This window comes from Blautia sp. 1033sp1_1033st1_G9_1033SCRN_220408 (assembly GCF_040929965.1).
In the GTDB taxonomy this organism is placed as follows: Bacteria; Bacillota; Clostridia; order Lachnospirales; family Lachnospiraceae; genus Blautia_A; species Blautia_A ammoniilytica.
Genome location: NZ_JBFKZO010000006.1, coordinates 38,410 through 64,072, shown reverse-complemented (window position 1 = coordinate 64,072; position 25,663 = coordinate 38,410). Strand labels below are relative to the sequence as shown.

Here is a 25,663-nt window from a genome sequence, read left to right as displayed (position 1 = left end):
CGGGCATGGCGGCATATGCCGGAAGATATTCCATATGCCGTAAAAATAAAACTATATAAAATCTAAGGAGGATTTTACTATGAACATGAAAAAAGCGATGGTGGGGATCGTAACAGCAGCAACATTATGTGGAACAATTGCAGCACCTGTAATGGCCGATGATGCAGAGTACAAGGTACTCATCGGATGCAGCAACCAGGCACAGTCTTTCTATTCCTGGCTGGCAAACTCTATTAAAAAAGAAATTGATGAGAATTACTCAGATATGACTGCAACCATCAATGACCTTGCAGGTGAGACGGGAAATGTTCAGACAATGATCGAGCTTGCAGAAACAGGCGGATATAATGGTATCATTGTTGATGCTCCGGATGAAACAAAATTTACAGATGCTTATAAAGAGGCACTGGATGAATATGGCATTTATACAGTACGTGTAAACAAAAGTGAAGATGCAGATGGAGTAACTGTAGATCTTGGACTTAACAACTATGGTCTTGGAAAAGCAATTGGTGAAGTTGCATCTGAGTCACTTCCGGAGAATGCATCTATCCTGATCTTTGGTGGACCTGCAGGAAACGTAGGATCTGACGATCGTTTGAATGGATTTAAAGATGCCCTGAAAGATGCAGGTAGAGATGATGTGACAATTCTGGCAGAGCAGAATGCTAAAGACTGGCAGAAAGAAAGCGGTATGACTGTAATGGAAGACTGGACTCAGATGTATGATGAGGATCAGTTTGACGCTTTGATGGCTCCAAATGATGACCTTGCATGCGGTGCTATCGAGGTTTGCGAGGCTGCTGGCTGGGATACACAGAGAATCCAGTTTTATGGAATTGATGGTCTGGCTAACGGATGTAACGCAGTTAAATCTGGCGCGATGGAAGCAACCGTTCTTCAGGACTGTGACGAGCAGGCAAAAGAAGCTGTAAAAGCACTTCATGAGATGCTGACAGGCGAGAACACTGAGAGCAGATATATCGAGCTTGAGCCAACCCTTATCACCAAAGACAATGTAGATGAGATTATTGCAAAACATGAAGCAAACGGAATGATGAAATAATCCTTTTAGCACGGAAGCTGTTGCATTGAATGCATATTAGATGCTGTTTGGTGCAGCAGCTTCCCTTTTTATACCCAAAAACAGTAAAAAGATATAAAAAAGACACAGAAAATATGATTTCTGGAAACAAAGACGTAAAGGATAAAAGGAGAAACGATGAGAGTATTTTGTGAATATATTGAAAATCCGATAGGAATTGACAGCGTTAAGCCAAGGTTCTCCTGGCGTATGGAGGAGAATGAAGGAAAAGAGCAGAAATCATATCGGATCATAGTAAGTAAAGGTAAAGACCTGTCCAAAGAAGATGCGTATATGTGGGACAGCGGCGAAGTGGTATCCGACCAGACTGCAAATATTGTTTATGATGGAAAAGATTTAGAAAGTGTTACTTCTTACTATTATCAGGTAACAGCAACGGATACAAAAGACAGAAGTAAAACAAGCCAGGTGCAGGAGATGGTAACAGGGCTGATCGATAAGACCCTGTGGCAGTCTGCCTGGCTGGGGATCCCTGGAATGGGTCAAGAAGCACCTATGTGCCGTACAGAACTGAGAATTGATCAGGATTTCCAGAAGGCTTATGCATTTGTGGTTACTCCAAATTATTATGTTTTGACAATTAACGGTGAAAGAGCTACGGACACTGTTTTGAATAATGCAAATACAGACTGGAATAAAACTCTTCCATATTTAATGATGGATGTAACAGATCTGGTAAAAAAAGGTGATAACACAGTTGGTGTTCATCTTGGAAAAGGCTGGATCGGACTGAATATGACAGTGGCAAAAGAGGATCTTCCAGTTTTCTTCCTTTCCATGCAGATGCTCCTTGTAAATGCTCAGGGAGAGAAAACATGGTTTCGTCCTGGAATCGGTGTCTGGGAATACACCCAGAAAGGGCCGTTGGTTTATGACAGTATTTATCATGGGGAAACTTATGATGCCAGAAAAGAGATCCCTCATTGGAATATGCCGGATCATAAAGAGTATGACAAAAAAGAAATCTGGGCAAGAATGACTGAGGCAGAGCCTAAAAAAGGTGAAATCTGTGCACAGCTTCTGGAACCTATCCGTGTAGTAGACAGATTTAAACCAGCAGCAGTATATCATCTGGAGGATGGAAGCTACACTTTCGATATGGGTAAAAATATAGCTGGCTGGGTACGACTGAAGATTGCAGGAACAACGGGACAGACTATTGAGATGTCCTTTGCGGAGGAAGCATTCCCGGATCATTCTGTAAATAAGCTTTCCATTCGTGATGCCAAAGCCATTGATACATATATTCTTAAAGGGGAAGGTACAGAAATATATGAGCCTGATTTTACTTTCCATGGTTTCCGTTATGTAAATGTAAAAGGGCTTACAGAGGAACCGGCAGAGGATACCATTACCGGCTGTCTGGTAATTTCCGATATTAAGAAGACCTCAACATTCCAGTGTTCTGAGGAATTGTTGAATCGTTTGTATGAGGTGGCAAGCAGGACAGAGGAGACAAACCGTCATTCTATTCCTACAGACTGCCCGCAGAGAGATGAGCGACTGGGCTGGACCAATGATATGTCTGTACGTAACGAGTGTGCGCTGTATAACTATGATCTGGTAAAACTGTATACCAAATGGATGCGGGATATCCGGGATACACAGGGCGTGGTTTCCGGTGCTTTATCAGACACAGCGCCATTAAGACGTTATGGGCCAACTCCAATGGATCCAATTGCCATCACACCAGCCAATCTTCCTTGGAATGTTTATTGTTTCTATGGGGATAAGAGGATCCTGGAAGAAAACTATGATATGAATGTGCGCTGGCTTAAATATCTGGAGAGAAACTCTGAGGATGGAGTGGTATTTTCTTCCCATATGGGTGACTGGGCAGGTCCTATGTGTGGAACACATGCGGCAGACGGAGAAGGCGTTGGAGGGGGAGCGGTATCCACCATCACGCCAACGATTCTGGTTGCAACAGCTTCAGTTAGCTATATGTATGGTCTGATGGCAAAAATCGCAGAGGTTGTTGGAAAAGAAAAAGATGCGGATACATTTGGCAAGAAGGCTGAGGAGATCCGCCAGTCATTCCTGAGACATTTCTATAATAAAGAGGAGAAATATTGTGGCAAAAACAGCCAGGGTGCAAATGCGATCGCTTTGTATACAGAGATGATCCCGGAAGAGGATAGGGCAGCTGTTCTGGAAAATATGGTAAAAGACATTGTGGAAAAAAATGATTACCATCTGACAACCGGCAATCTGTGCTCTAGATATATTCTGGAAGTGCTGTTCCAGAATGGTTACAAAGATGTGGCTTATGCGATTCTTACACAGACTACATATCCAAGCTGGGGCTTTATGCTGGAACGTGGTGCAACTACCATTTGGGAAAGGTGGGAAGAGGTAAATGACCCGAATAGTATTCTGGCAAATATGGCTTCCAGAAACCATCCCATGTATGGAGCGTTTTCTATTTGTTTCCATAAATATCTGGCAGGTATTCTTGTGGATGAAAAACATCCGGCATTTCGAAATGTGAAGATCCGGCCATATATTCCGGAAAATCTGGATTTTGTAAATGCAAGTATGGACACTATTAGCGGTGTGGTAAAGAGTTGTTGGAAAAAAGAGGGCAACGCATTGATATTTGATGTGGAAATTCCATACAACTGCAAAGGAGAGATTGCGCTTCCGGTGGCGGATCCGGTGACGACGGAGATCAGACTGAGAGATGTGAATATTTATAAAAATGGAAGTTCAGCTGATTCAAAAGAAGCACAATATCTGAGAACGGAAAAAGACAGAGTTGTATATGCGGTAACAGCAGGAATCTATCGATTTGTTGTAAGCAGATAATGAAAGGGCAGGGGCAAAGATATTTTGTCCCTGCTTTTGTAAAAAAGAAAGAGGGGACAGTCATATGTTTGTTTATAATTTAAGATGTGAATCAATGATAAATCCTATGGGGATTTCTATTCTGAAGCCTCGCCTCACTTGGAATCTGAGAGCAGAAAAAAGAGGGGCGTTTCAGAAAGCGTTTCGTGTGATCGTGGAAAAAGAATTGCCAGGTCAGGAGAATAGCAGAAAGAAGATATTTGACAGTGGTCTTATTGAAACAAAGGAAGCAGCCTGTCTTTTAGATAAGGTGATTCTGGAAAGCGGAACCAGGTATTTCTGGAATGCAGAAGTGACGGATCAGGATGGGATGGTATGGACAGCACCAGAAGCGGCTTGGTTTGAAATGGGGCTTCTACATCAATCTGACTGGAAAGCAAAATGGATTGAGCCTGAGCAGACACCTGTATTTCGAGAAGAGTGGGATATTGCCAAAGAAATGCCGTTTCTTCGGACATTTGAAAACGGAACAAGAAGATGGCTTCATGAACCGGAATTGGATAATTATGTGGAAAATGGAAGTGTACAGAGTCAGGAAATCCAGGAAGATGTGCTGTACCCGTGTCCTATGTTACGCAAGCGGATGAATATAATTGGGAAGGTAATGCGCGCAAGACTTTACGCCACAGCCCATGGAATTTACCGCATGGAGATCAATGGAGTGCGAGTAGGAGATTATGAATTTGCACCGGAGGCTACTTCCTATGCGGATTATATTCAGGTGCAGACCTATGATGTAACAAATCTTCTGGAAGAAGGAGAAAATGTGCTGGGGGTGACTCTTTCTGATGGATGGTGGGCAGGCAGGATCGGATTTTCTGGTGAATCAGCCAGATTTGGAAATATGCTTGGAGCATTGGTGCAGCTTCAGGTGCTTTACGGAGACGGAAGAGAGGAAATCATTGGAAGTGACAATACTTTTGTGTCGACCACAGATGGGCCAAGAAGATATGCGGATCTTTTTATAGGAGAGAAATACGATTGTAGTCGGGAAATAAAAAACTGGTCTGAAAAGGAATTGGATGATTCTTCCTGGAAACCGGTAAATGAAGTAGATTATGGATATGAAACACTGGCTGGACAGAATGCACAGCATATCAAAGTCCTGGAAACGCTTTCGGCACAGCGTATCTATCAGTCACCTAAAGGAGAGCAGATCATTGATTTTGGACAGGCAATGGCAGGAAACGCCAGGATGCATCTGAAAGGATCTCCGGGGGCTGTGATCAAGCTTGACTATTTTGAAGAACCGGATAAGGATGGCAATTATCGTTATGTGATCACCGGGAACAATAGCCAGATGATTGATACAGTGGTCTTGGATGCACAGGGAGAAGGAGATTATGATCCCTGGTTTACATATCACGGGTATCGTTATATCCGCCTCCGTGCAGATCGAGGGGAGGTAACGCCTTCCCGGATTGTGGGACGGTTGATAGGAAGTGATGTACAGGTGTTTACTTATATTGATACATCCAATTCTAAATTGAATCGATTGCAGAAGAATATTGAGTGGACGCTCCGATCCAATTTGATGTCTATTTTTACTGATAATCCGGACAGAGAACGTTCTGGGTGGACTGGGGATCTGCAGATGATAGCACCTACAGTGTGCTATAATCTGGATGTGGAAGCCAACTTTCGAAGGTGGATGGAGGATCTGAAATATGATCAGGGTGAGAATGGAGAGATTCCGGCGGTAATCCCGTATTTCCGAAATGGAAATACATCTATGAATCATTCTACTCCAGGCTGGGGTGATGTAGCTGTCATGATGCCCTGGCACATGTATCAGAAATATGGGGATAAGAGGATATTAGAAACCTGCTATCCGTCTATGCAGAAATGGCTGGAGCTGGAAAAATATCGTGCGGAAAGTGCAAATCCGATCTCTATAGGGGAAGTGACTCCTGACAGGGAACCTTATCTGAAATATATCTGGAATGCTGACTGGAGTTTTGGTGACTGGATCACTCCAAGTGCGTGTACAGACAAAGAAACAGGACGAATGGTGTTAGGACCACTTGTGTTATGTAATCTGACAGGGACTTATTATTATGCATATTCTACGGAAACCTTAAGTAAAATCGCAGAAATCCTTGGAAAAACGGAAGATGCAAAAATGTACAGGGAGTTAAATCAAAAGATTCGGGAGGCTGCTGTACATGAGCTTTACAATCGTGGACAGATTTTGGAGTCACCGTATATGGGGGCACAGATCCTTGCCCTGCATATGCATCTTTATCCGGAAAAAGAAAAGGGAAAACTGTTTAAGAGGATCATGAAACTGGTAAAGAAAAATGGTATGGATGCAGGGTTTTCATCTGCACTTGTACTTCCGGAAATCCTCTGCGAGAATGGAAAATCTGCCCAGATGTATGAGTTTTTGTTGAATGAACAGTGCCCATCCTGGCTGTATCAGGTGAATCAGGGAGCTACTACCGTATGGGAGGCTATGCAGGCTATTCTGCCAAATGGAGAAAGGGGAGACTGTTCTTATATACAGCCGGCATATTGTTCTATCGGTAACTGGATGGTAGAGGGAATGTGTGGTATTTCTGCGGCAGAACCTGGGTTTACCACGGTGAAGATTCGCCCATATTTTACAGACCAACTGGATTATGCAGAAGGAAAAGTTATAACGAAACAGGGAACGGTTATAAATCGCTGGGAGCATAAAGGAAATGAGATGATAATGGACACGGAAATTCCGGCAAATGCAACGGCGAAGATCTTTATTGAAAATACTTCTGCGGATAATGTCAAAGAAAGCAAAGGAAATCTGAGTGGATTTGAAGGCCTGCTTGATGTTGAAGAAAAAGATGGCGGCGTTTTGATTCATGTGGAATCTGGAGCATATCATTTCCGGTGGACAGTAAAGTAAAGAAAACGGGTGTCTGATCAGGCACCCGTTCTTACGATTTTTTAATGAACGTGTGATTCATTTTTTGACGGGACCGGTACTGCTTCGGATGATCAGTTCGGGCTGCATAGTAACAGATGTGCGTTCTGTGGAAGGATTCTGTATGGACTGAAGCAGAATATCTACGCAGCGGTCTGCAATCTGCTGAATTGGCTGTGAAACTGTAGTAAGAGGAAATCCCAGCGTAGAGATGATGGGAAGATTATCAAAGCCTACCAGGGAAATATCATCGGGTATCCGCAAATGGTGTTCCTGCAGATAATGATAAACACCAAACGCACACATATCATTATGGGTAAAAATAGCAGTTACACCTTTTTCCAGAAGATAGGGAGTATATTTATAACCGCTTTCAATAGTAAACATGCCCGGACAAATCAGTTCAGGATCAATGGGAATCCCGGCTTCTGTAAGAGCGGCCATATATCCGGTGGTGCGGTTCGCGTTTGTATTTGGAAAATCTGAACTTCCGGTAATTGTGCCGATCCGGGTGTGTCCCAGATCGATCAGGTGTTTAGTTGCAAGGTATCCGCCCTGATAATTATCTGTATTTACAGAATGACAGCCAAAAGTGGAAAGAGAATCCTCTAGTAAAACAATAGGAAGATTGTGGGATGTTATCTCTCGTATCAATGGGCGTACCTGGGAGGTGGATTCGTCCTGAGGAACCAGAGAAAGCATGATACCGTCCACTTTGGAATTGCGTAACTGTAGTAAATTTTTGCATTCCTGTTCAATAGAGTTATTAGAATCAAGGATAACCAGGTTATAACCGGCTTCCTGAACCCTGCGGGATACGTTTTTTATGATCTCTGTAAAGTAAAGGTTTCCCAGATCCGGAACGATCAATCCCAGATTATGGATGCTTTGCTTTCGCATATAACCCATTTCAAGTGCGATTCTAAGTACATTTTGCTTGGTTTCCTCGGATACACTGATAGGTTTGTTGTTTAATATTAAGGAACAGGTGGTAGAAGATACACCTGCTTTTGCTGCAATATCTTTTAATTTAACTGCCATGTTTACCTCCGGGGGATTATAGTTGCTGAAGCAGCGGGGGCATTATTAATAAGTGGAATCAGGGGAAAGATTGAGATTTTTAGGATTGTTTACGAAAGACTTTTGAACTTTTGCCCCTGATATGGTATTATTGGTAAAGAAATTAGTAAATTATAAAACTGGTTTAATTATCATAAGCCGGAAAAAAGAAAATGTCAATGAAATACGGGAATTGGGAGGGAATATTTTATGAAAATCATTTCATTTGGATCTATGAATATTGATAAGGTATATCAGGTGGAGAATTTTGTACTTCCGGGAGAAACCATACTGGCAGATGGCATCCATCTGAATGTAGGCGGCAAGGGTCTGAACCAGTCTGTGGCAGCGGCGAGAGCAGGCGCATGCGTAGTACACGCAGGAGCGGTAGGAAAAGATGGTGCTATGCTCACTGATTTTATGAAGGATGCAGGCGTGGATATTTCTCAGATTCAGGTGCTTCCAGGACAGAGCGGCCATGCTATTATCCAGGTAGATAGTACAGGACATAACTGTATCATCGTATATGGCGGCACCAACCGTGACTTTACTAAAGAATATATTGACAAGGTTCTTACAGAAAAGGGAGAGCCGGGGGACGTTGTGCTGATGCAGTATGAGGTAAATGAAGTTCCTTATATGATCCGGAGGGCACATGAACTGGGTCTGAAGGTGGCATTTAATCCGTCACCGATTCCAAAGTCCATGGAAGACCTGCCGTTGGACTGTGTAGATTATTTTATTGTTAATGAAGTGGAAGGTGCAGCGATCGCAGGGATTCAGGAGGCGAACCCTGATTACAAGAAAGTGCTGGAGATCCTTTCCGAGAAATATCCGGCAGCAGTAATCGTACTTACTCTTGGAGATGCAGGGGTTCTCTGCAAGAAGGGTGAGGAAACCTATACCCATGATATTTACCGTGTAAAGGCAGTGGATACTACAGCTGCAGGAGATACCTTCTGCGGATATTTCCTTGCAGGTCTGTGTGCTGGTGAGGACATTCCAAAATGTCTGGAAATGGCTTCTGCAGCTTCTGCAATCGCAGTGTCCCGTCCAGGCGCAGCACCGTCTATTCCGCTGTATCAGGAAGTGGTGGAGTTCTTAAAAGAAAGATAATATGGAGGGTCGTTGCAAAAGTCTCTATTGACAGCATGATATTAAAATGATATCATCAAAATATCAAAACATATTTGATATTTTAGGAGGAAGAAAAAGAAAATGAAAGAAAAAGTATTAAACAACAAGAAAAATGGCATGGCCATGATGCTTCTGTTTCTCCTGCTGTATGCAGTGGGGGTAGGAGCTATCGCATTTGGTGCGGTTCAGGAAGTGATCCCAGTTATGGTTGTTGGTATTGTATGGGTAGCTATAGGCTGGATCCCCTTTGTAGGATTGCGTGTCCTGAAGCCACAGGAAGCACTGGTATTGACCTTATTTGGTAAGTATATCGGTACTTTGAAGGAGAATGGTTTTTACTGGGTCAATCCATTTTGCAGCAGTGTGAATCCGGCAGCTAAGACAAAGCTGAACCAGAGCGGCGATGTAGACGGAGGTTCCGGGAAAGGTTCCCTGGCAAGTGTTCTTGGCGCATCTGCGAAAGAAAGCAGCGAAGTTCTGATCACAAATAATAAGATTTCACTGAAGATCATGACTCTGAACAATAACCGTCAGAAGATCAATGACTGTCTGGGTAATCCTATCGAGATCGGTATTGCAGTTATGTGGCGTGTGGTAGATACTGCAAAGGCTGTGTTTGATGTAGATAATTATAAAGAATATCTGTCCCTTCAGTGTGACAGTGCCCTGAGAAATATTGTACGGATCTATCCATATGATGTGGCTCCTAATGTAGACACTACAGGAGACGGTATCGCAGATGAAGGCAGCCTTAGAGGATCCAGTGAAGTGGTTGCCGAGCGTATCCGTAAGGAGATTCAGCAGAAGGTTGAGATCGCAGGACTTGAGATCATTGAGGCAAGGATCACTTATCTGGCATATGCACCGGAGATTGCAGCCGTTATGCTTCAGAGGCAGCAGGCATCTGCGATCATTGATGCAAGGAAGATGATCGTAGACGGTGCTGTTGGTATGGTGGAGATGGCACTGGACAGACTGAATGAGAATGGTGTGGTAGAACTGGACGAGGAGCGGAAAGCGGCCATGGTATCCAACCTTCTTGTAGTACTTTGCGGCAATCGTGACGCACAGCCTATTGTTAATTCAGGAAGTCTGTATTAATCGTGGCAGATACTAAGGCAAAGAAACAGATTCCGCTCAGACTTTCAGCAAAATTATATGATCAGATCGCTGCCTGGGCGGAGGATGATTTTCGTTCAGTGAATGGACAGATCGAGTATCTTTTGTCGGAATGCGTAAGGCAGCGCAAGAAAAATGGGAAATATGTATCCGAGGAACTGGATGTTCCCCCAGAACTGGATATATAAGAGATCGTATAATAGTTCTCCTTGGCTTTACCAGGGGTTAGGGTTATTATGTGGATAAATCGCAACGGCGCGGTGAATTGGTAAACTGCGCCTGTTGCGATTTTTTTATGTGTAATAGACAATTGTTCAGTAATGTTTCTATTGTATAAAAAATTATAGGACTTAATAATACGAGGCTATTAAGATTTATCTCAGTCGAGAAGACTCCCGCCTCTTTCAGGTGGTGAGTAACAGCAAGTTCATCTCAGTGGGAGTCCAATCTTCGACTGAGATAAACGCTCCGCGAGGATGCGCAGTGATTCTGTAAAGAATATGTCAGCTTACGCTGACCAGAATCACGCGCCAAGTCTCGCGACTGCTCGACTTGATGGAGTGATCGTAGAAGAGGGAGAGCCGAAAAAGCTTTTCCAGGATCCGAAAGATGCTCTTACACGGGATTTTCTTTCCAGATTCCGTAATCAAGAATGCTATACAGAAGTTTTGAGAAAAAGGCGTGTGAGATAGAACGCCTTTTTTTATTTCGTTTTTTATTTCGTTCCGAAAAATGCCTTGACTAAAACTGGGGAAAATAGGAAAATAAATAGAACTGATATTTTGTTTTACTTTAAAGCGGGGGAAATGATGAGTACAGGAAAAGAGAGAAAAAGAGCAGGCATATACAGGCTGTGTCTTCTGGTAATGCTGATACTGCTTCTGGGAGCGGCAGTGCCGGTTTCTGCAAAAGTGACCAGCGTAAAGAATATTGAAAAGGTTACAGGGGGCAGATTTACCGCCAGAAATGGAAATTGGTATTATTATGACAAAGATGGACAGATGGCAAAGGATTGCCTTTTATCTGTCAGGGGGAAAACATATTATTTTTCTGCGAAAGGGGTCAGGCAGTACAGCTGGCACAAGATCGGTACCAGGTGGTATTACTTTGGGAAGAAATCAGAAGGATACATGTATAAAAATGCATGGATCTACAAAAATGGAAAGAAGACCTATTATCTGCGAAGCGACGGCCGCAGAAGCCAGGGGTGGATCCGCAGCCGTTATACCTATTATTTTGATGCAAAGGGCAAGCTGACCACAGGAACGAAACGGATCTCCGGTGTGAATTGCAGGTTTGATTCTAATGGCAGGATGACAGGAAGCGGCCCGTCTGTTTCCCTTAGCAGTCCATGTGGGATCCTTGTAGAGGCTGACACTGGGAAAGTGCTTTATTCCAAGAACCCGGATCTGCGCCATGCAAATGCAAGCACCACCAAGCTGATGACGGCTATATTGGCTTTGGAGAATTGCAAATTAACCGAGAAGGTGACTGCATCTGCCAATGCAGCAGCCCAGGAGCCTACCAAGCTGTATCTGCAGCAAGGGGAAAGCTTTGTACTGAAGGATCTTCTTTATTCCCTGCTGATCCCATCCCACAATGATACAGCAGTAGCACTTGCAGAGCATGTAAGCGGGTCAGTACCTAAATTTGTAAAGCTGATGAATAAAAAAGCAGCAGTCCTGGGATGTAAGAATACCCATTTTGCCACACCAAACGGACTGGATGCAGGGATGGACCATTATACAACTGCCAGGGATCTGGCAAAGATCGCCTGTTATGCATGGAAGAAGCCTATGATCCGAAAAATCGTAAAACGGCAGCAAGGGACCATCACCAGCCTGAACGGCAATACCTATACCTTCCGTACCACCAATAAGCTTCTTGGCAATATGGACAGAGTATACGGGATCAAAACAGGCTATACCCGTAAAGCTGGCCATTGTTTTGTTGGTATGATCCAGGCCGGAAATGGAAAGACCTATATTTCCGTTACACTGGGAGGCCCTACAAGCGATGCCAGATGGGCGGATACACGCCGGCTTCTGCAATACGCAGACACACTTAAATAGTATTCTATTCAACCGCAAATTGGGGGAATGCTGCCAAAAGAGCAAAACAACAATTAGGCCCATGTGGATTGAGAGTATCTTTTACATTGTGTGTGTGCTATACTGACAATAATCATTTTCGTAAAAATATATAATAAGGAGAACCCATGATTGAATTAGGAAAAAAACAGACACTGACTGTAGTAAAAACAGTGGATTTCGGTGTATATCTGGCTGAAAAGGATGATAAAGAAGGCAAAGATTCTGTACTACTCCCTGCCAAACAGGTGCCTGCAGGCACGAAAGCAGGAGATGAGCTGACCGTATTCATTTATAAAGATTCCAAAGACCGTCTCATCGCTACCACCAGAGAGCCCATGCTTCAGGTAGGGCAGACTGCAGTTCTGAAGGTTTCCCAGGTGACAAGGATCGGAGCGTTCCTGAATTGGGGACTGGAAAAAGACCTTCTGCTTCCATATCATGAGCAGACCACCAGGATGCAGGAAGGGAAAGACGTACTGGTGGCTCTTTATATTGATAAAAGCCAGCGTCTTTGCGCTACCATGAAAGTATATCATTATCTTTCTACACGCACACCTTATGTGGTGGGAGACCAGGTAAAGGGCCGTGTATATGAGATCAGCGGTAATTTTGGTGTATTTGTGGCTGTTGATGACAAGTATTCTGCACTGATTCCTGCAAGGGAGGCTGCCGGGAAATACCGTCCGGGAGAGATTCTGGATCTGCGTGTAACAGAAGTAAAAGAAGACGGCAAGATGAATGTCACAGATCGCCAGAAAGCATACCTGCAGATCGAAGAGGATGCAGAGTCCGTGCTTAGCGTGATCGATGAATTTGCAGGGGTTCTTCCTTTTGATGATAAGGCGTCCCCGGAAGTGATCAAAAGAGAATTCGGCTTGAGCAAAAATGCATTCAAACGGGCAATCGGGCACCTTCTGAAAGAAGGCAAAATAGAGATTAAAGAGAGAAGAATATACAAAAAATAACAGAGGCAAGAAATAATATAAACAGGAAATGAGGTACACACAGTGGCTTTCACGCATCTGCATGTCCATACAGAATATAGTCTGCTGGATGGATCAAATAAGATAAATGAATATGTGTCCAGAGTGAAGGAACTGGGAATGGACAGTGCTGCGATCACAGACCATGGAGTTATGTATGGAGTGATCGACTTTTATCGTGCGGCAAAAGCGGCAGGCATCAATCCTATCCTTGGATGTGAAGTGTATGTGGCTCCCGGCTCCAGGTTCGACAGGGAAGTAGGAAGCGGAGATGACAGATACTATCATCTGGTGCTTCTTGCTGAGAATAACCAGGGTTATCAAAATCTGATGAAGATCGTATCCAAGGGTTTTGTAGAAGGTTTTTACTACAAGCCAAGAGTGGATCTGGAACTTCTGCGGGAGTATCATGAGGGGCTGATTGCCTTAAGTGCCTGCCTGGCTGGCGAGGTTGCCAGATATCTTCAGAAAGGGATGTATGAGGATGGCAAAAAGGCTGCCCTCAGATATCAGGAGATTTTCGGAGAGGGGAACTTTTTTCTGGAACTTCAGGATCACGGGATTCCGCAGCAGCAGATGGTCAATCAGCAGTTGATGCGGATGCACCAGGAAACAGGGATCCAGCTGGTTGCCACCAATGATGTGCATTACACTTATGAAACAGACGCAGATTCCCATGATATCCTGCTTTGCCTGCAGACCGGCAAGAAGCTTACAGATACAGACCGTATGCGTTATGAAGGCGGACAGTATTATGTTAAGTCAGAAGAAGAAATGGCAGCACTGTTTCCTTATGCGCCGGAGGCTCTGGAAAATACACACAAGATCGCGCAGAGGTGCCACGTGGATATTGAGTTCGGCAACACAAAGCTGCCCAGATATGATGTGCCGGATGGATATACCTCCTGGGAATATTTGAATAAGCTGTGCCGGGAAGGCCTGGAAGAACGATACGATCCGGTGACAGAAGAGTTGGAAAGCCGTCTGGATTATGAGCTTACCACAATCAAAAATATGGGATACGTGGATTATTTCCTGATCGTGTGGGACTTTATTAAATATGCAAGGGATCATGAGATCATGGTAGGACCGGGCAGAGGTTCTGCAGCTGGAAGCCTGGTTGCTTATACCCTGGGGATCACCCAGCTGGATCCTATCCGTTACGATCTGCTTTTTGAGCGTTTCCTGAATCCGGAACGAGTATCCATGCCGGATATTGATGTGGACTTCTGTTTCGAGCGCAGGCAGGAAGTGATCGATTACGTGGTTCGCAAATACGGTAAGGACTGTGTAGTGCAGATCGTTACCTTTGGTACATTGGCTGCCCGTGGTGTGATCAGGGATGTGGGACGTGTATTGGACATGCCTTATGCCCAGGTGGATACCATTGCAAAGATGATTCCCCAGGAGCTGAATATTACCATTGATAAAGCACTGGAAATGAATCCGGAACTGAAAAAAACTTATGACGAGCAGGAGGATGTACACCATCTGATCGATATGGCAAAGCGCCTGGAAGGACTTCCAAGGCATACCTCCATGCATGCAGCCGGTGTTGTGATCAGCCAGAAAGAGGTGGATGAATACGTACCTCTTTCCAGAGCCCAGGACGGCACCATTGTAGCTCAGTTTACTATGACTACGCTGGAAGAACTGGGCCTTTTGAAAATGGATTTCCTTGGGCTTCGTACATTAACAGTGATCCAGAATGCAGCGAAAATGGTGGAGAAAGATAAGGGGATCACCCTGGATATGTCCCACATTGATTATAATGACAGTAAGGTGCTGGCATCCCTTGGCACAGGTCGTACAGATGGTGTGTTCCAGCTGGAAAGTTCTGGTATGAAGAACTTTATGAAGGAATTGAAGCCTCAGAGCCTGGAGGATGTGATCGCCGGTATTTCCCTGTATCGTCCGGGCCCGATGGATTTTATTCCCCAGTATATCCGTGGCAAGAACCGTCCGGATACCATTCGCTACGACTGCCCGCAGCTGGAGCCAATCCTTAGCCCAACCTACGGATGTATCGTATATCAGGAGCAGGTTATGCAGATTGTGCGTAATCTGGCAGGCTATACATTAGGACGAAGTGATCTTGTGCGTCGTGCAATGTCCAAGAAAAAAGCTTCTGTCATGGAAAAAGAGCGGCAGAACTTTGTATATGGAAATGAGCAGGAGGGAGTGCCTGGCTGTATTGCCAACGGGATCTCTGAGAAGACAGCAAATAAGATCTATGATGAAATGACTGATTTTGCAAAATATGCTTTTAATAAATCCCATGCGGCAGCTTATGCAATCGTAGCTTATCAGACGGCTTATCTGAAATATTATTATTCTGTGGAATTTATGGCTGCGCTTATGACCTCCGTGATCGAAATGCCAGCCAAAGTGGCAGAGTATATTCAGGTATGCCGTCAGATGGGAATTCAGATTTTGCCTCCGGATATTAATAACGGAGAACGTGGCTTTTCTGTTGACCAGGGAAGGATCCGTTATGGCCTTTCCGCTATTAAAAGTGTGGGCAGGCCTGTGATCGAATCGCTGGTGAAGGAGCGCAGGGAAAACGGAATCTACCGTACACTGAGTGATTTCATTGAAAGAAACAGCGGGCAGGTGAATAAACGCGCCATCGAAAATTTTATCAAGGCAGGGGCACTTGACTGCCTGCCAGGCAACCGGCAGCAGAAAATGCTGGTTTACAGCCGGGTAGTGGATCATATCAGCCAGAATAAGAAGAACAGCATGGCAGGACAGATGAGCCTGTTTGACTTGGTTGGTGAAGAAGATAAGAAGGCTTATGAGATCAGTATGCCAGATGTGGGAGAATATGCAAAGGAAGTTATCCTGGCCTTTGAAAAAGATGTACTGGGGATTTATCTTAGCGGACATCCCCTGGAACAGTACAGAGGTATACTTGAAAAGAATATCAGTGCAAAGACCACAGATTTTCAGCCGGATGAAGAGACGGGACTTTCCGTGGTAATGGATAACCAGAAGGTTGTAGTTGGTGGTATGGTGACCGAGAAAACCATTAAATATACCAAGAATAATAAGGTGATGGCCTTTGTTACCCTGGAGGATCTGGTGGGTACTGTGGAAGTAGTGGTTTTTCCAAGGGATTATGAAAAGTATCAGAGCCTTTTGGATGAAGATGCCCGTGTGCTGATCCAGGGACGGGTATCCGCTGAAGATGACAAGGCCAGCAAGCTGATCCTGGAAAGGGTGCGTACCTTTGAAGAAGTGCCAAGGGAGCTTTGGCTGCAGTTTGATGACAGGGATGCATATGCAGACCGGGAAGCACATTTGATGGAAGAACTGAGAGCAGTTCCGGGCAATGCTTCCGTTGTGATCTATCTGAAGGATGTAAAAGCAATGAAAAAGCTGCCGGCCGGATACAGGGTAGCTTTGCAGGAAGAATGGCTGGAAAAATTCCGGAGGGAATATGGCAGTGAGAATGTACGCGTGGTAGAGCGTGCGCTGAAAAGCTTCTGATATGAAATTTGTAAAAAGCTTCTTATGAAGTATATCAGCTGGGAGTCAATCCCCCAGCTGATATAGCCTCCGGCAGGATTGCAGAGGTGCGCAGGAGAAGTATGTCATGCGATTGCATGACGCGCACCTCGCAGCAAGAATGCCGAGGCATTCTTGAATAAAAGTTTCTAATGTAAAGTTTATAAAAAGCTTCTGAAAAAAAACAGGGACAGAGTATTGAAAAAAACAGAAAGATGCTATAAACTAGTGCTGAATATGTGTAGAAAAGGATTAACCCCGAGATGCAGATTGTATCAGAGAGAATACAGGCATCTCAAGGAACTCAGAAGATGGAGGAGTAATTATTATGGCAGAGAAAAAAATTAAGACCATTGGTGTCCTTACCAGCGGCGGTGATGCTCCTGGAATGAACGCAGCAATCCGTGCAGTGGTAAGACGTGGACTTAGCAGCGGATTAAATGTAAAAGGTATACTGAAGGGATATAATGGACTGCTGAATGAAGAGATTATAGATATGACAGCGAAGGATGTATCCGATACCATTGAACGTGGCGGTACGATCCTTTATACAGCACGTTGTGCAGAATTCCGTACAGCAGAAGGTCAGAAGAGAGGCGCAGAGATCTGCAAGAAGCATGGTATTGACGGACTGGTAGTGATCGGTGGAGACGGTTCCTTTGCAGGAGCACAGAAGCTGGCTGCCCTTGGTGTGAATACCATCGGTGTACCAGGCACGATCGACCTGGATATTGCATGTACAGAGTACACCATCGGATTTGATACAGCTGTTAATACAGCTATGGAAGCAATCGATAAGGTACGTGATACATCTACTTCCCATGAGAGATGCAGTATTATCGAGGTTATGGGCCGTGGCGCCGGATATCTGGCATTATGGTGCGGTATTGCCAACGGTGCAGAGGATGTGCTGATCCCTGAGAAATACGACTATGATGAGCAGAAGCTGATCAACAACATTATTGAGAGCCGTAAGCTTGGCAAGAAGCATCATATCATCGTAAATGCAGAGGGTATCGGTAATTCCCAGGCTATGGCAAAACGTATCGAAGCAGCTACAGGTATTGAGACCCGTGCCACTATCCTTGGACACATGCAGCGTGGTGGAAGCCCTACATGTAAGGACCGTGTGTATGCATCTATGATGGGTGCAATGGCTGTAGACCTTCTGGTAGCAGGCAAGAGCTGCAGAGTAGTTGGATATCGTCATGGAGATTTTGTGGACTTCGATATTGACGAGGCACTTGCTATGCAGAAGAGCGTTTCAGAATATCAGTGGGAGGTTTGTAAATCCCTTTCCCATAATTATGACAAACATGGATTACAGAAATAGTTTTAGACGATGTTTACAGGAAAAATTTCATAAATTGAAAACAGCACAAATAATTGCCCTCAGCTTTGCGGGGGTAATTTTTGTAGGAGGATTTTTTCTCTGGCTCCCGTTTTGCACCGCACCGGGGGAAAGTACTTCTTTTGCAGATGCATTATTTACGGCTACTACCAGCGTGTGTGTAACCGGTCTGGTGACAGTGACCACAGCTACCCATTGGTCGACAATAGGCAAAGCGGCTATCCTTTTGCTGATCCAGATCGGAGGCATAGGAGTAGTATCTCTGGCAAGTATACTGTTTATTGGACTTCACAAGAAGATTTCCCTGAGGAACCGGAGGCTGATCAAGGAGTCCTATAACCTGGATCAGATGTCAGGACTGGTCAAAGTTGTGCGAAAAACTGTACTTTGTATTTTTGTTGCAGAAGGGACCGGCGCAGTGCTGTATGCATTTTGTTTTGTGCCTCAGTTTGGCTTCCGTAAGGGAATGGTCCATGCAGTGTTTACAGCAGTGTCAGCATTTTGCAATGCAGGGATCGATCTTCTGGGCGAGACCAGTCTGGCTCCCTATCAGGGAAATGTGCTGGTGAATCTTACCACTATGGCTCTGATTATTTCTTCGGGTCTTGGCTTTATTGTGTGGTGGGATATTTGGGCAAAAATAAAAAAGGCAAAACAGAATCACAAGTTGTCAGTGAAAAAAGTTTATGCAACTCTTCGTCTGCAAAGCAAGCTGGTATTAAAAACAACCCTGATCCTGGTTATTGGAGGTACGCTGTTGATCTTTTTGTTTGAAAGGAACAATCCGGATACTTTTGCAGGGATGTCTACAGGCAGGCAGCTGCTTGCATCTGCTTTTCAGTCTGTGACCACCAGGACCGCCGGATTTTTCACAACAGATCAGGCAGCATTTACCAATGCTACCTTTGTACTGTGTCTGGTACTGATGCTCATCGGAGGATCCCCTATGGGTACAGCCGGTGGTATTAAGACAACGACCATTGCAGTGCTAGTGCTTAGCATCCGGGCCAATCTTCGTGGTGATAAGGATGTGGAAAGCCACAATCGGAAGATTCGCAGCAGCTACATCCGTTCTGCCCTTGTGGTAGCAGGGATGTCTTTGTTGGTTTTATTGATCATGATTATGCTTCTGGCTGTAGCGATGCCACAGGCAGATCTGATGGACGTTATTTATGAATTAACTTCAGCCCTGGGAACAGTAGGTTTGTCCAGAGGGCTGACGCCACATTTGAGTCTGGCAGGGAAATACATTGTAATGCTGACCATGTATCTTGGACGTATCGGCCCTCTTACTTTAGGTGCAGCCGTGGTGGCAAGAGAACAGCGCAGATCAGAGAATATCCATCTTGCAGAAGAAGATGTGATGATTGGATAGGAGACATGACATGAAGGAAAAAAGCTATGCAGTGATCGGACTTGGACAATTTGGTATGTCAGTGGCAGAAACACTGGCAGAGTCGGATTGTGATGTACTGGCAATTGATGCAAGGGAAGAAAATATCCAGGAGATTGCAGATAAGGTTACTTATGCAGTTCGTGCAGATGTGCGTGAGCCTGAAGTTTTACGGGCTCTGGGTGTGCAGAATGTGGATGTGGCAGTGATCGCAGTGGCTGAGAATATGGAAGCCAGTATTATGGCCACTATGCAAGCCAAGGAGCTGGGAGTACCCTATGTTCTGGCCAAAGCCATGAATGTCCTTCACGGCAAGATCCTTGAGAAGATCGGCGCAGACAGGGTGATTTATCCGGAGCAGTCCATGGGACTTCGTGTGGCAAGAAATCTGATGTCCGGAGGTTTTCTGGATGTATTTGAGCTTTCCACTGAATTCAGTATGGCAGAGTTTCCTGTGCCGACGGAGTGGATAGGCAAAAGCCTGCAGGAATTGCAGCTTCGTGAGAGCCATGATATTAATATTATCGCCATCAAGGTAGGGAATGATGTGGAAATTAATCTGGACCCGGTGAAGCCGCTGGAAGCAGACTGGCATTTGATAGCTATAGGCAAAAATAAAGTACTGGAAAGACTGAACTAAGGGGAAGGTTCCTGATTTATGATAACCAGTGTGAATAACGGACAGATCAAAAATATAATACAGTTAAATCAAAAGGCAAAGGCAAGGAGAGAGCAGGGGCTGTTTGTGGCAGAGGGCAGGAAGATGTTCCTGGAAGCTCCGGCTGACTGGGTTTCCAGAGTTTATCTGGCTGAGTTTGTTACTGGGGATACTGAGCTGATGAGCCATGCCGAAGGCTTTCCTTGTGAAGTGGTTTCAGATTCCGTATTCAGACAGATGAGCGATACTCAGACACCGCAGGGTATCCTTACTCTTCTTAAGAAGCCTTCCTATATAGAAGAAGACATTTGGGGAAGCCGGGCAGCAGATCAAATACACCCACTGGTGATGGTGCTTGAGGATCTGCAGGATCCGGGCAATGCAGGAACGATCTTCCGTACAGCCGAGGGCGCCGGAGTGGACGGGATCTTTCTTACCAGAACCTGTGTGGACATTACCAATCCCAAGGTGATACGTTCCACCATGGGTTCTATTTACAGAATGCCTTTTCTATACGTGGAAAGTGTGGTATCATTAAAAGAACAGCTGGAAAAACATCATATCCGGCTTTTTGCAGCTCATCTGCAGGGCAGGAATACCTATGATAAAGAGGATTATCAGGGAGGAACTGCTTTCCTGATCGGTAATGAAGGAAAGGGACTTACGGATCAGGCGTCGCAGGCAGCGGATTGTCTGATACGGATTCCAATGAACGGGCAGGTAGAATCCCTGAATGCGGCCATGGCTGCCGGGATCCTTATGTATGAGGCTGCAAGGCAGAGGAGAGGATAAGGAGGAGATTCTATGCAGGAAGTCTTTATCTGGCTGGCAATACTTACTTTTTTTCTGGTAGCTGAAGCCGTGACGGTGCAGCTTACCACTATCTGGTTTGCAGGAGGTGCTCTGGTGGCTGCTCTTGCTGCAGGCATGGGAGCAGAAGAATGGCTGCAGATCATACTGTTTCTGGCTGTTTCTCTGATACTTCTGATTCTGGCCAGACCTGTACTAAAGAAATGTCTGAATAAGGGCATGGTCCGTACCAATGTAAACAGCCTGATGGGTCAGTCCGCAGTAGTGATCCAGAAGATTGACAATCTGGCACAGACCGGACAGGTTCGCATCAATGATATTGAATGGCTGGCAAGGACATCGGATGACAAGGAGATCATTCCTGAGAAGACGGTAGTTACCATCACGGAAGTCCGTGGGGTCAAATTAATTGTGAAGGTGAAAAAGGAGGATTAATTTATGGGAGGAATTTTGGCATTATTGGTGATTGTTATTCTGGCATTATGGGTGCTGGCATCCTGTATCCGCATTGTTCCCCAGGCTTATGCAGTTGTGCTGGAACGCCTTGGTGCATACCGTGCCACATGGGGCACTGGTGTACATTTTAAGGTGCCTTTTATCGAGAGAGTTGCCAGAAAGGTCAACCTGAAAGAACAGGTAGTGGATTTTCCACCTCAGCCTGTGATCACAAAAGATAATGTAACCATGCAGATCGACACCGTTGTATTTTTCCAGATCACAGATCCTAAGCTGTATGCTTACGGTGTGGAGAATCCCATCATGGCCATTGAGAATCTGTCAGCCACCACACTTAGGAATATTATCGGAGATATGGAGCTGGATGAAACACTTACCTCCCGTGAAGTGATCAATACCAAGATGCGTGCCTCCCTTGATGTTGCCACAGACCCATGGGGCATCAAGGTGAATCGTGTAGAGCTGAAGAATATCATCCCGCCGGCTGCGATCCAGGAAGCCATGGAAAAGCAGATGAAGGCAGAGCGGGAGAGACGAGAAGCGATCCTGATTGCAGAAGGAGAGAAGAAATCCACCATCCTTGTGGCAGAAGGTAAGAAAGAATCTGCGATCCTGGATGCTGAGGCTGAGAAGCAGGCTGCCATCCTTCGTGCAGAAGCTCAGAAAGAGCGTATGATCAAAGAGGCCGAAGGCCAGGCAGAAGCAGTACTTAAGGTACAGAAGGCAAATGCAGAAGGTCTTCGTATGATCAAAGAAGCAGGGGCAGACAATGCAGTTCTTACTTTGAAGAGCTTTGAAGCACTTACAAAGGTAGCAGACGGCAAAGCAACCAAGATCATTATTCCTTCTGAGATCCAGGGAATAGCAGGTCTGGCTTCTTCCCTGAAGGAAATTGTAACTGACGATAAGAAGACCGAATAAAGAATCTGACAAGGATAGATCCGGCATAACAGAGCAAAGACATACTACAGGAGAATGACTATGAATTTAAAAGGACGGAATTTTCTTACATTAAAGGATTTTACACCTGAGGAGATCATTTATCTTCTGGAGCTTTCAGCAGAACTGAAAGCAAAGAAAAAAGCAGGTGAGCTTACTGAGTATTACAAAGGCAAGAATATTGCCCTGATCTTTGAAAAGACCAGCACCAGAACCCGTTGTTCTTTTGAGGTGGCAGCACATGACCTTGGCATGGGCAGCACATATCTGGATCCTACTGGCTCCCAGATCGGCAAGAAAGAGAGTATTGCAGATACAGCAAGAGTTCTTGGCAGGATGTATGATGGTATTGAATACCGTGGATTTGGCCAGGATATTGTGGAAGAACTGGCAAAATATGCAGGAGTCCCGGTATGGAACGGCCTGACCAACGAGTATCATCCTACCCAGATGCTGGCAGATATGCTTACCATCCATGAGCATTTCGGACATCTGCAGGGGATCCGTCTTGTATATATGGGCGATGCCCGTTATAACATGGGTAATTCCCTGATGGTTGCCTGCTCCAAGCTGGGTATGCATTTTACAGCCTGCACAAACAGCAAGTATTTCCCTAATGATGAACTGGTGGCACAGTGCCATGAGTATGCAAAGGAATCCGGAGCAACTATCACTCTTACAGAGGATGTAGAGGAAGGTACCAGGAATGCAGACGTTATTTATACAGATGTGTGGGTATCTATGGGCGAGCCGGATGAGGTATGGGAAGAGCGTATCAAAGATCTTACACCATACCGTGTGACAAAGCATGTGATGGAGAATGCAGGAGAGAAGGCAATCTTTCTTCACTGCCTGCCCGCATTCCATGATCTTAAGACAAAGATCGGCAAGGAAATGGGACAGCGTTTCGGCCTTACCGAGATGGAAGTTACTGATGAAGTATTTGAGTCTGCACAGTCAAAGGTATTTGATGAGGCAGAGAACCGTATGCATACCATCAAAGCTGTGATGGCTGCAACACTGGGATTACCGGAAGGATTATAATGGATATTTTATACGATAAAGATACAATTTCAGCAAATATTCATACAAAATGGGCGGGTCAAACCGTCCATTTTGTGAAAAGAACAGATTCTACCAATCTGATGGCCAAGCGTCTGGCTGACAGGAAATTTCCTCACGGTACGCTGGCTGTGGCCGAGTATCAGAGTGCAGGAAGAGGACGGCTGGGCCGTTCCTGGCAGGCGCCACGGGGCACCTCGGTTATGATGAGTCTGCTGCTTTTGCCGGAGTTCGAGCCGAAATATGCTTCTATGCTTACCATTGTTATGGGATTGTCTGTAGCACAGGCAGTAAACAAGCTGGGATTTGATACGACTATTAAGTGGCCTAATGATGTGGTGGCATCCCATAAGAAGATTTGTGGGATCCTTACAGAGATGGCTGTGGAGGGCAACAAGATCCGCAACGTGGTCATTGGCGTAGGAATCAATATAAATATTAAGAAGTTTCCGGAGGAAATGGCAGATAAAGCTACTTCCCTTTATCTGGAAGCAGGCCATGAGTTTGACAGAAGCCTGGTTCCCGGCCTGGTGATGGAGGCTTTTGAGAAGAATTATGAGAAGTTTGCCAAGACCTGTGACTTAAGCCTTATAAGGGAAGATTATGAGGAACTGCTGGCCAATATGGATCAGCCTGTACGTGTGATCGCAGGGGAGGATTCTTTTGAAGGGATCGCCAGAGGGATCACGGACATTGGCGTATTGATCGTAGAGCGGCAGGATGGCACTTATACTACTGTGAATGCAGGGGAAGTATCTGTGCGAGGTCTTTACAGCTACGTATGATTAGTACAGTGAAAATTAAGGCAAGTCAATATGGTGGTTACTTAATATTCACTGTACTAGGGCAATGGATTAAATGAATCAGTATACATTGCAGGAGAGGAATGAACAGATGTATCAGGACAATATTGTGCTCTGTGGTGCAAGCGCATATGAGCAGAAATATTATTTTAACGAAGATTTTTCATCTCTCCCGGATCATGTAAAGAAAGAACTGCAGATCATGTGCGTTCTTTTTACAGAGGAGATCGGAGGGATTTTTACACTGGAGTTCGACCAGAACGGAGATCTTCAGTTTAAGACAGAGGCATTGGAGGCAGACGGACGATATGACGATATCGGCGGTGCGCTGCGGATCAAGCAGCTCCGTCAGCAGAAAAGTGAACTTCTGGAATCATTGGAATTATATTACAGGGTCTTTTTCCTGGGAGAAGATCCGGCTGGCATTAAGGAGTAGACTTCATGGAGCTCCGTTGGAAAATAGGCAATGTTGAAATAGAGAATCCTTTTGTGCTTGCCCCTATGGCAGGTGTTACAGATCTGGCTTTCCGCAGGCTTTGTAAAGAACAGGGAGCCGGCCTGATCTGCATGGAGATGATCAGCGCAAAGGCTATCTCCTATCACAATAAGAATACCAAGGCGCTGATGGAGATCGACCCGGTGGAGCATCCGGTATCCATGCAGCTTTTTGGCAATGAGCCGGAATTAATGGCTCAGGTGGCTGCCAGCATCGAGGAACAGCCTTTTGATATTCTGGATATTAATATGGGCTGTCCTGTGCCAAAGGTGGTGAATAACGGGGAAGGTTCTGCCCTCCTTAAGGATCCGGAAAGGATTTCCCAGATCATAAAGAGTATTGTGGCTGCCATCCATAAGCCGGTGACTGCAAAGATCCGTATTGGTTTTGAAAAAGAAGCTGTGGATCTGGCGGAAATCGCCAAACGGATCGAAGATGCGGGAGCCTCTGCCATTGCAGTCCATGGACGGACCAGGGAGCAGTATTATTCCGGTCAGGCTAACTGGGATGCCATCCGTAAGGTGAAGGAGGCAGTAAAGATTCCTGTGATCGGCAACGGAGATGTGACTTCTCCTTTGAAGGCAGAAGAGCTGATGAAGCAGACGGGCTGTGATGGGATCATGATCGGACGGGCAGCGGAAGGGAATCCATGGATCTTCCGGGAAATGAATCATTATTTTACTACTGGCGAACTGCTTCCGGGACCATCCAGAGAAGAGCTCTGCCAGATGATCCTGCGGCATGCAAGGGCGCAGATCGGCTTGAAGGGAGAATATATGGGTATCCGGGAGATGCGGAAGCATGTGGCCTGGTATACAGCAGGGCTGCCTCACAGCTCTGCATTGCGCCGGGAATCCAATAATATATCCTCTTATGAAGAGCTGGAGAAGCTGCTGGAGCTGATCCAACCGGAATAAGCAGGACGAACTGGAAAGGAGAA

The 25,663-nt window shown here is 45.2% G+C and carries 21 protein-coding genes; 20 read left to right on the top strand and 1 reads right to left on the bottom strand.

What is annotated here, in order from left to right:
* Positions 1-79 precede the first annotated feature (79 nt).
* The 3 genes from AB5916_RS06465 to AB5916_RS06455 all read left to right on the top strand — a co-directional run bounded on the left by AB5916_RS06465 (position 80) and on the right by AB5916_RS06455 (position 6,836).
* Positions 80-1,066: a sugar ABC transporter substrate-binding protein gene (locus tag AB5916_RS06465; RefSeq protein WP_368189827.1), complete on the top strand. Its 987-nt coding sequence runs from the start codon at positions 80-82 to the stop codon at positions 1,064-1,066.
* A 156-nt stretch (positions 1,067-1,222) separates the two neighbouring features.
* Positions 1,223-3,913: a family 78 glycoside hydrolase catalytic domain gene (locus AB5916_RS06460; protein ID WP_368189825.1), complete on the top strand. Its 2,691-nt coding sequence runs from the start codon at positions 1,223-1,225 to the stop codon at positions 3,911-3,913.
* Positions 3,914-3,977: 64 nt separating this feature from the next.
* Positions 3,978-6,836, top strand: coding sequence for a family 78 glycoside hydrolase catalytic domain (locus AB5916_RS06455; RefSeq protein ID WP_368189823.1), 2,859 nt, complete (start codon positions 3,978-3,980; stop codon positions 6,834-6,836).
* 57 nt (positions 6,837-6,893) lie between these two features.
* On the opposite strand, the gene AB5916_RS06450 is transcribed toward AB5916_RS06455, so the two are convergent.
* The gene (locus AB5916_RS06450; protein ID WP_368189821.1) at positions 6,894-7,895 is read right to left on the bottom strand and encodes a LacI family DNA-binding transcriptional regulator; all 1,002 of its coding nucleotides are present in this window, start codon (positions 7,893-7,895) and stop codon (positions 6,894-6,896) included.
* A 228-nt stretch (positions 7,896-8,123) separates the two neighbouring features.
* Here AB5916_RS06450 and AB5916_RS06445 point away from each other — a divergent pair, with 228 nt between their 5' ends.
* The 17 genes from AB5916_RS06445 (at position 8,124) to dusB (ending at position 25,640) form a co-directional block, all read left to right on the top strand.
* Positions 8,124-9,029 (top strand): ribokinase, encoded by a 906-nt coding sequence (locus AB5916_RS06445; protein WP_368189819.1) that lies wholly within the window; start codon positions 8,124-8,126, stop codon positions 9,027-9,029.
* A gap of 102 nt (positions 9,030-9,131) precedes the next feature.
* Positions 9,132-10,151: an SPFH domain-containing protein gene (locus AB5916_RS06440; protein ID WP_368189817.1), complete on the top strand. Its 1,020-nt coding sequence runs from the start codon at positions 9,132-9,134 to the stop codon at positions 10,149-10,151.
* Between the two features lie 2 nt (positions 10,152-10,153).
* Complete coding sequence (locus tag AB5916_RS06435; protein WP_158422061.1) at positions 10,154-10,357, top strand: PTS ascorbate transporter subunit IIC; 204 nt, start codon at positions 10,154-10,156, stop codon at positions 10,355-10,357.
* A 288-nt stretch (positions 10,358-10,645) separates the two neighbouring features.
* Positions 10,646-10,861 (top strand): hypothetical protein, encoded by a 216-nt coding sequence (locus tag AB5916_RS06430; RefSeq protein WP_368189815.1) that lies wholly within the window; start codon positions 10,646-10,648, stop codon positions 10,859-10,861.
* A gap of 117 nt (positions 10,862-10,978) precedes the next feature.
* Positions 10,979-12,241: a serine hydrolase gene (locus AB5916_RS06425; RefSeq protein WP_368189813.1), complete on the top strand. Its 1,263-nt coding sequence runs from the start codon at positions 10,979-10,981 to the stop codon at positions 12,239-12,241.
* Positions 12,242-12,387: 146 nt separating this feature from the next.
* On the top strand, positions 12,388-13,227 hold the full coding sequence (locus AB5916_RS06420; RefSeq protein ID WP_158422062.1) for a S1 RNA-binding domain-containing protein: 840 nt from the start codon (positions 12,388-12,390) through the stop codon (positions 13,225-13,227).
* A 42-nt stretch (positions 13,228-13,269) separates the two neighbouring features.
* On the top strand, positions 13,270-16,737 hold the full coding sequence (locus AB5916_RS06415) for a DNA polymerase III subunit alpha (protein WP_368189810.1): 3,468 nt from the start codon (positions 13,270-13,272) through the stop codon (positions 16,735-16,737).
* A 346-nt stretch (positions 16,738-17,083) separates the two neighbouring features.
* Entirely contained in the window at positions 17,084-18,088 is a 1,005-nt protein-coding gene (gene pfkA / locus AB5916_RS06410; RefSeq protein WP_158422064.1) for a 6-phosphofructokinase, read from the top strand.
* A gap of 34 nt (positions 18,089-18,122) precedes the next feature.
* Positions 18,123-19,481, top strand: coding sequence for a TrkH family potassium uptake protein (locus tag AB5916_RS06405; protein ID WP_368189808.1), 1,359 nt, complete (start codon positions 18,123-18,125; stop codon positions 19,479-19,481).
* A 10-nt stretch (positions 19,482-19,491) separates the two neighbouring features.
* Positions 19,492-20,139: a TrkA family potassium uptake protein gene (locus tag AB5916_RS06400; protein ID WP_368189806.1), complete on the top strand. Its 648-nt coding sequence runs from the start codon at positions 19,492-19,494 to the stop codon at positions 20,137-20,139.
* 18 nt (positions 20,140-20,157) lie between these two features.
* A complete protein-coding gene (locus AB5916_RS06395) occupies positions 20,158-20,949 on the top strand; it encodes a TrmH family RNA methyltransferase (protein ID WP_368189804.1) in 792 nt (263 codons plus the stop codon).
* A gap of 12 nt (positions 20,950-20,961) precedes the next feature.
* On the top strand, positions 20,962-21,402 hold the full coding sequence (locus AB5916_RS06390; protein ID WP_158422067.1) for an NfeD family protein: 441 nt from the start codon (positions 20,962-20,964) through the stop codon (positions 21,400-21,402).
* Positions 21,403-21,405: 3 nt separating this feature from the next.
* A complete protein-coding gene (locus AB5916_RS06385) occupies positions 21,406-22,344 on the top strand; it encodes an SPFH domain-containing protein (RefSeq protein ID WP_368189801.1) in 939 nt (312 codons plus the stop codon).
* A 60-nt stretch (positions 22,345-22,404) separates the two neighbouring features.
* Complete coding sequence (gene argF / locus AB5916_RS06380; protein ID WP_158422068.1) at positions 22,405-23,406, top strand: ornithine carbamoyltransferase; 1,002 nt, start codon at positions 22,405-22,407, stop codon at positions 23,404-23,406.
* A gap of 74 nt (positions 23,407-23,480) precedes the next feature.
* Positions 23,481-24,209, top strand: coding sequence for a biotin--[acetyl-CoA-carboxylase] ligase (locus tag AB5916_RS06375; RefSeq protein ID WP_368189799.1), 729 nt, complete (start codon positions 23,481-23,483; stop codon positions 24,207-24,209).
* Between the two features lie 109 nt (positions 24,210-24,318).
* Positions 24,319-24,663, top strand: a complete 345-nt coding sequence (locus tag AB5916_RS06370; RefSeq protein ID WP_158422089.1) for a DUF6145 family protein — start codon at positions 24,319-24,321, stop codon at positions 24,661-24,663.
* A gap of 5 nt (positions 24,664-24,668) precedes the next feature.
* The gene (dusB, locus tag AB5916_RS06365) at positions 24,669-25,640 is read left to right on the top strand and encodes a tRNA dihydrouridine synthase DusB (RefSeq protein ID WP_158422070.1); all 972 of its coding nucleotides are present in this window, start codon (positions 24,669-24,671) and stop codon (positions 25,638-25,640) included.
* The last annotated feature ends 23 nt before the right edge of the window (positions 25,641-25,663 follow it).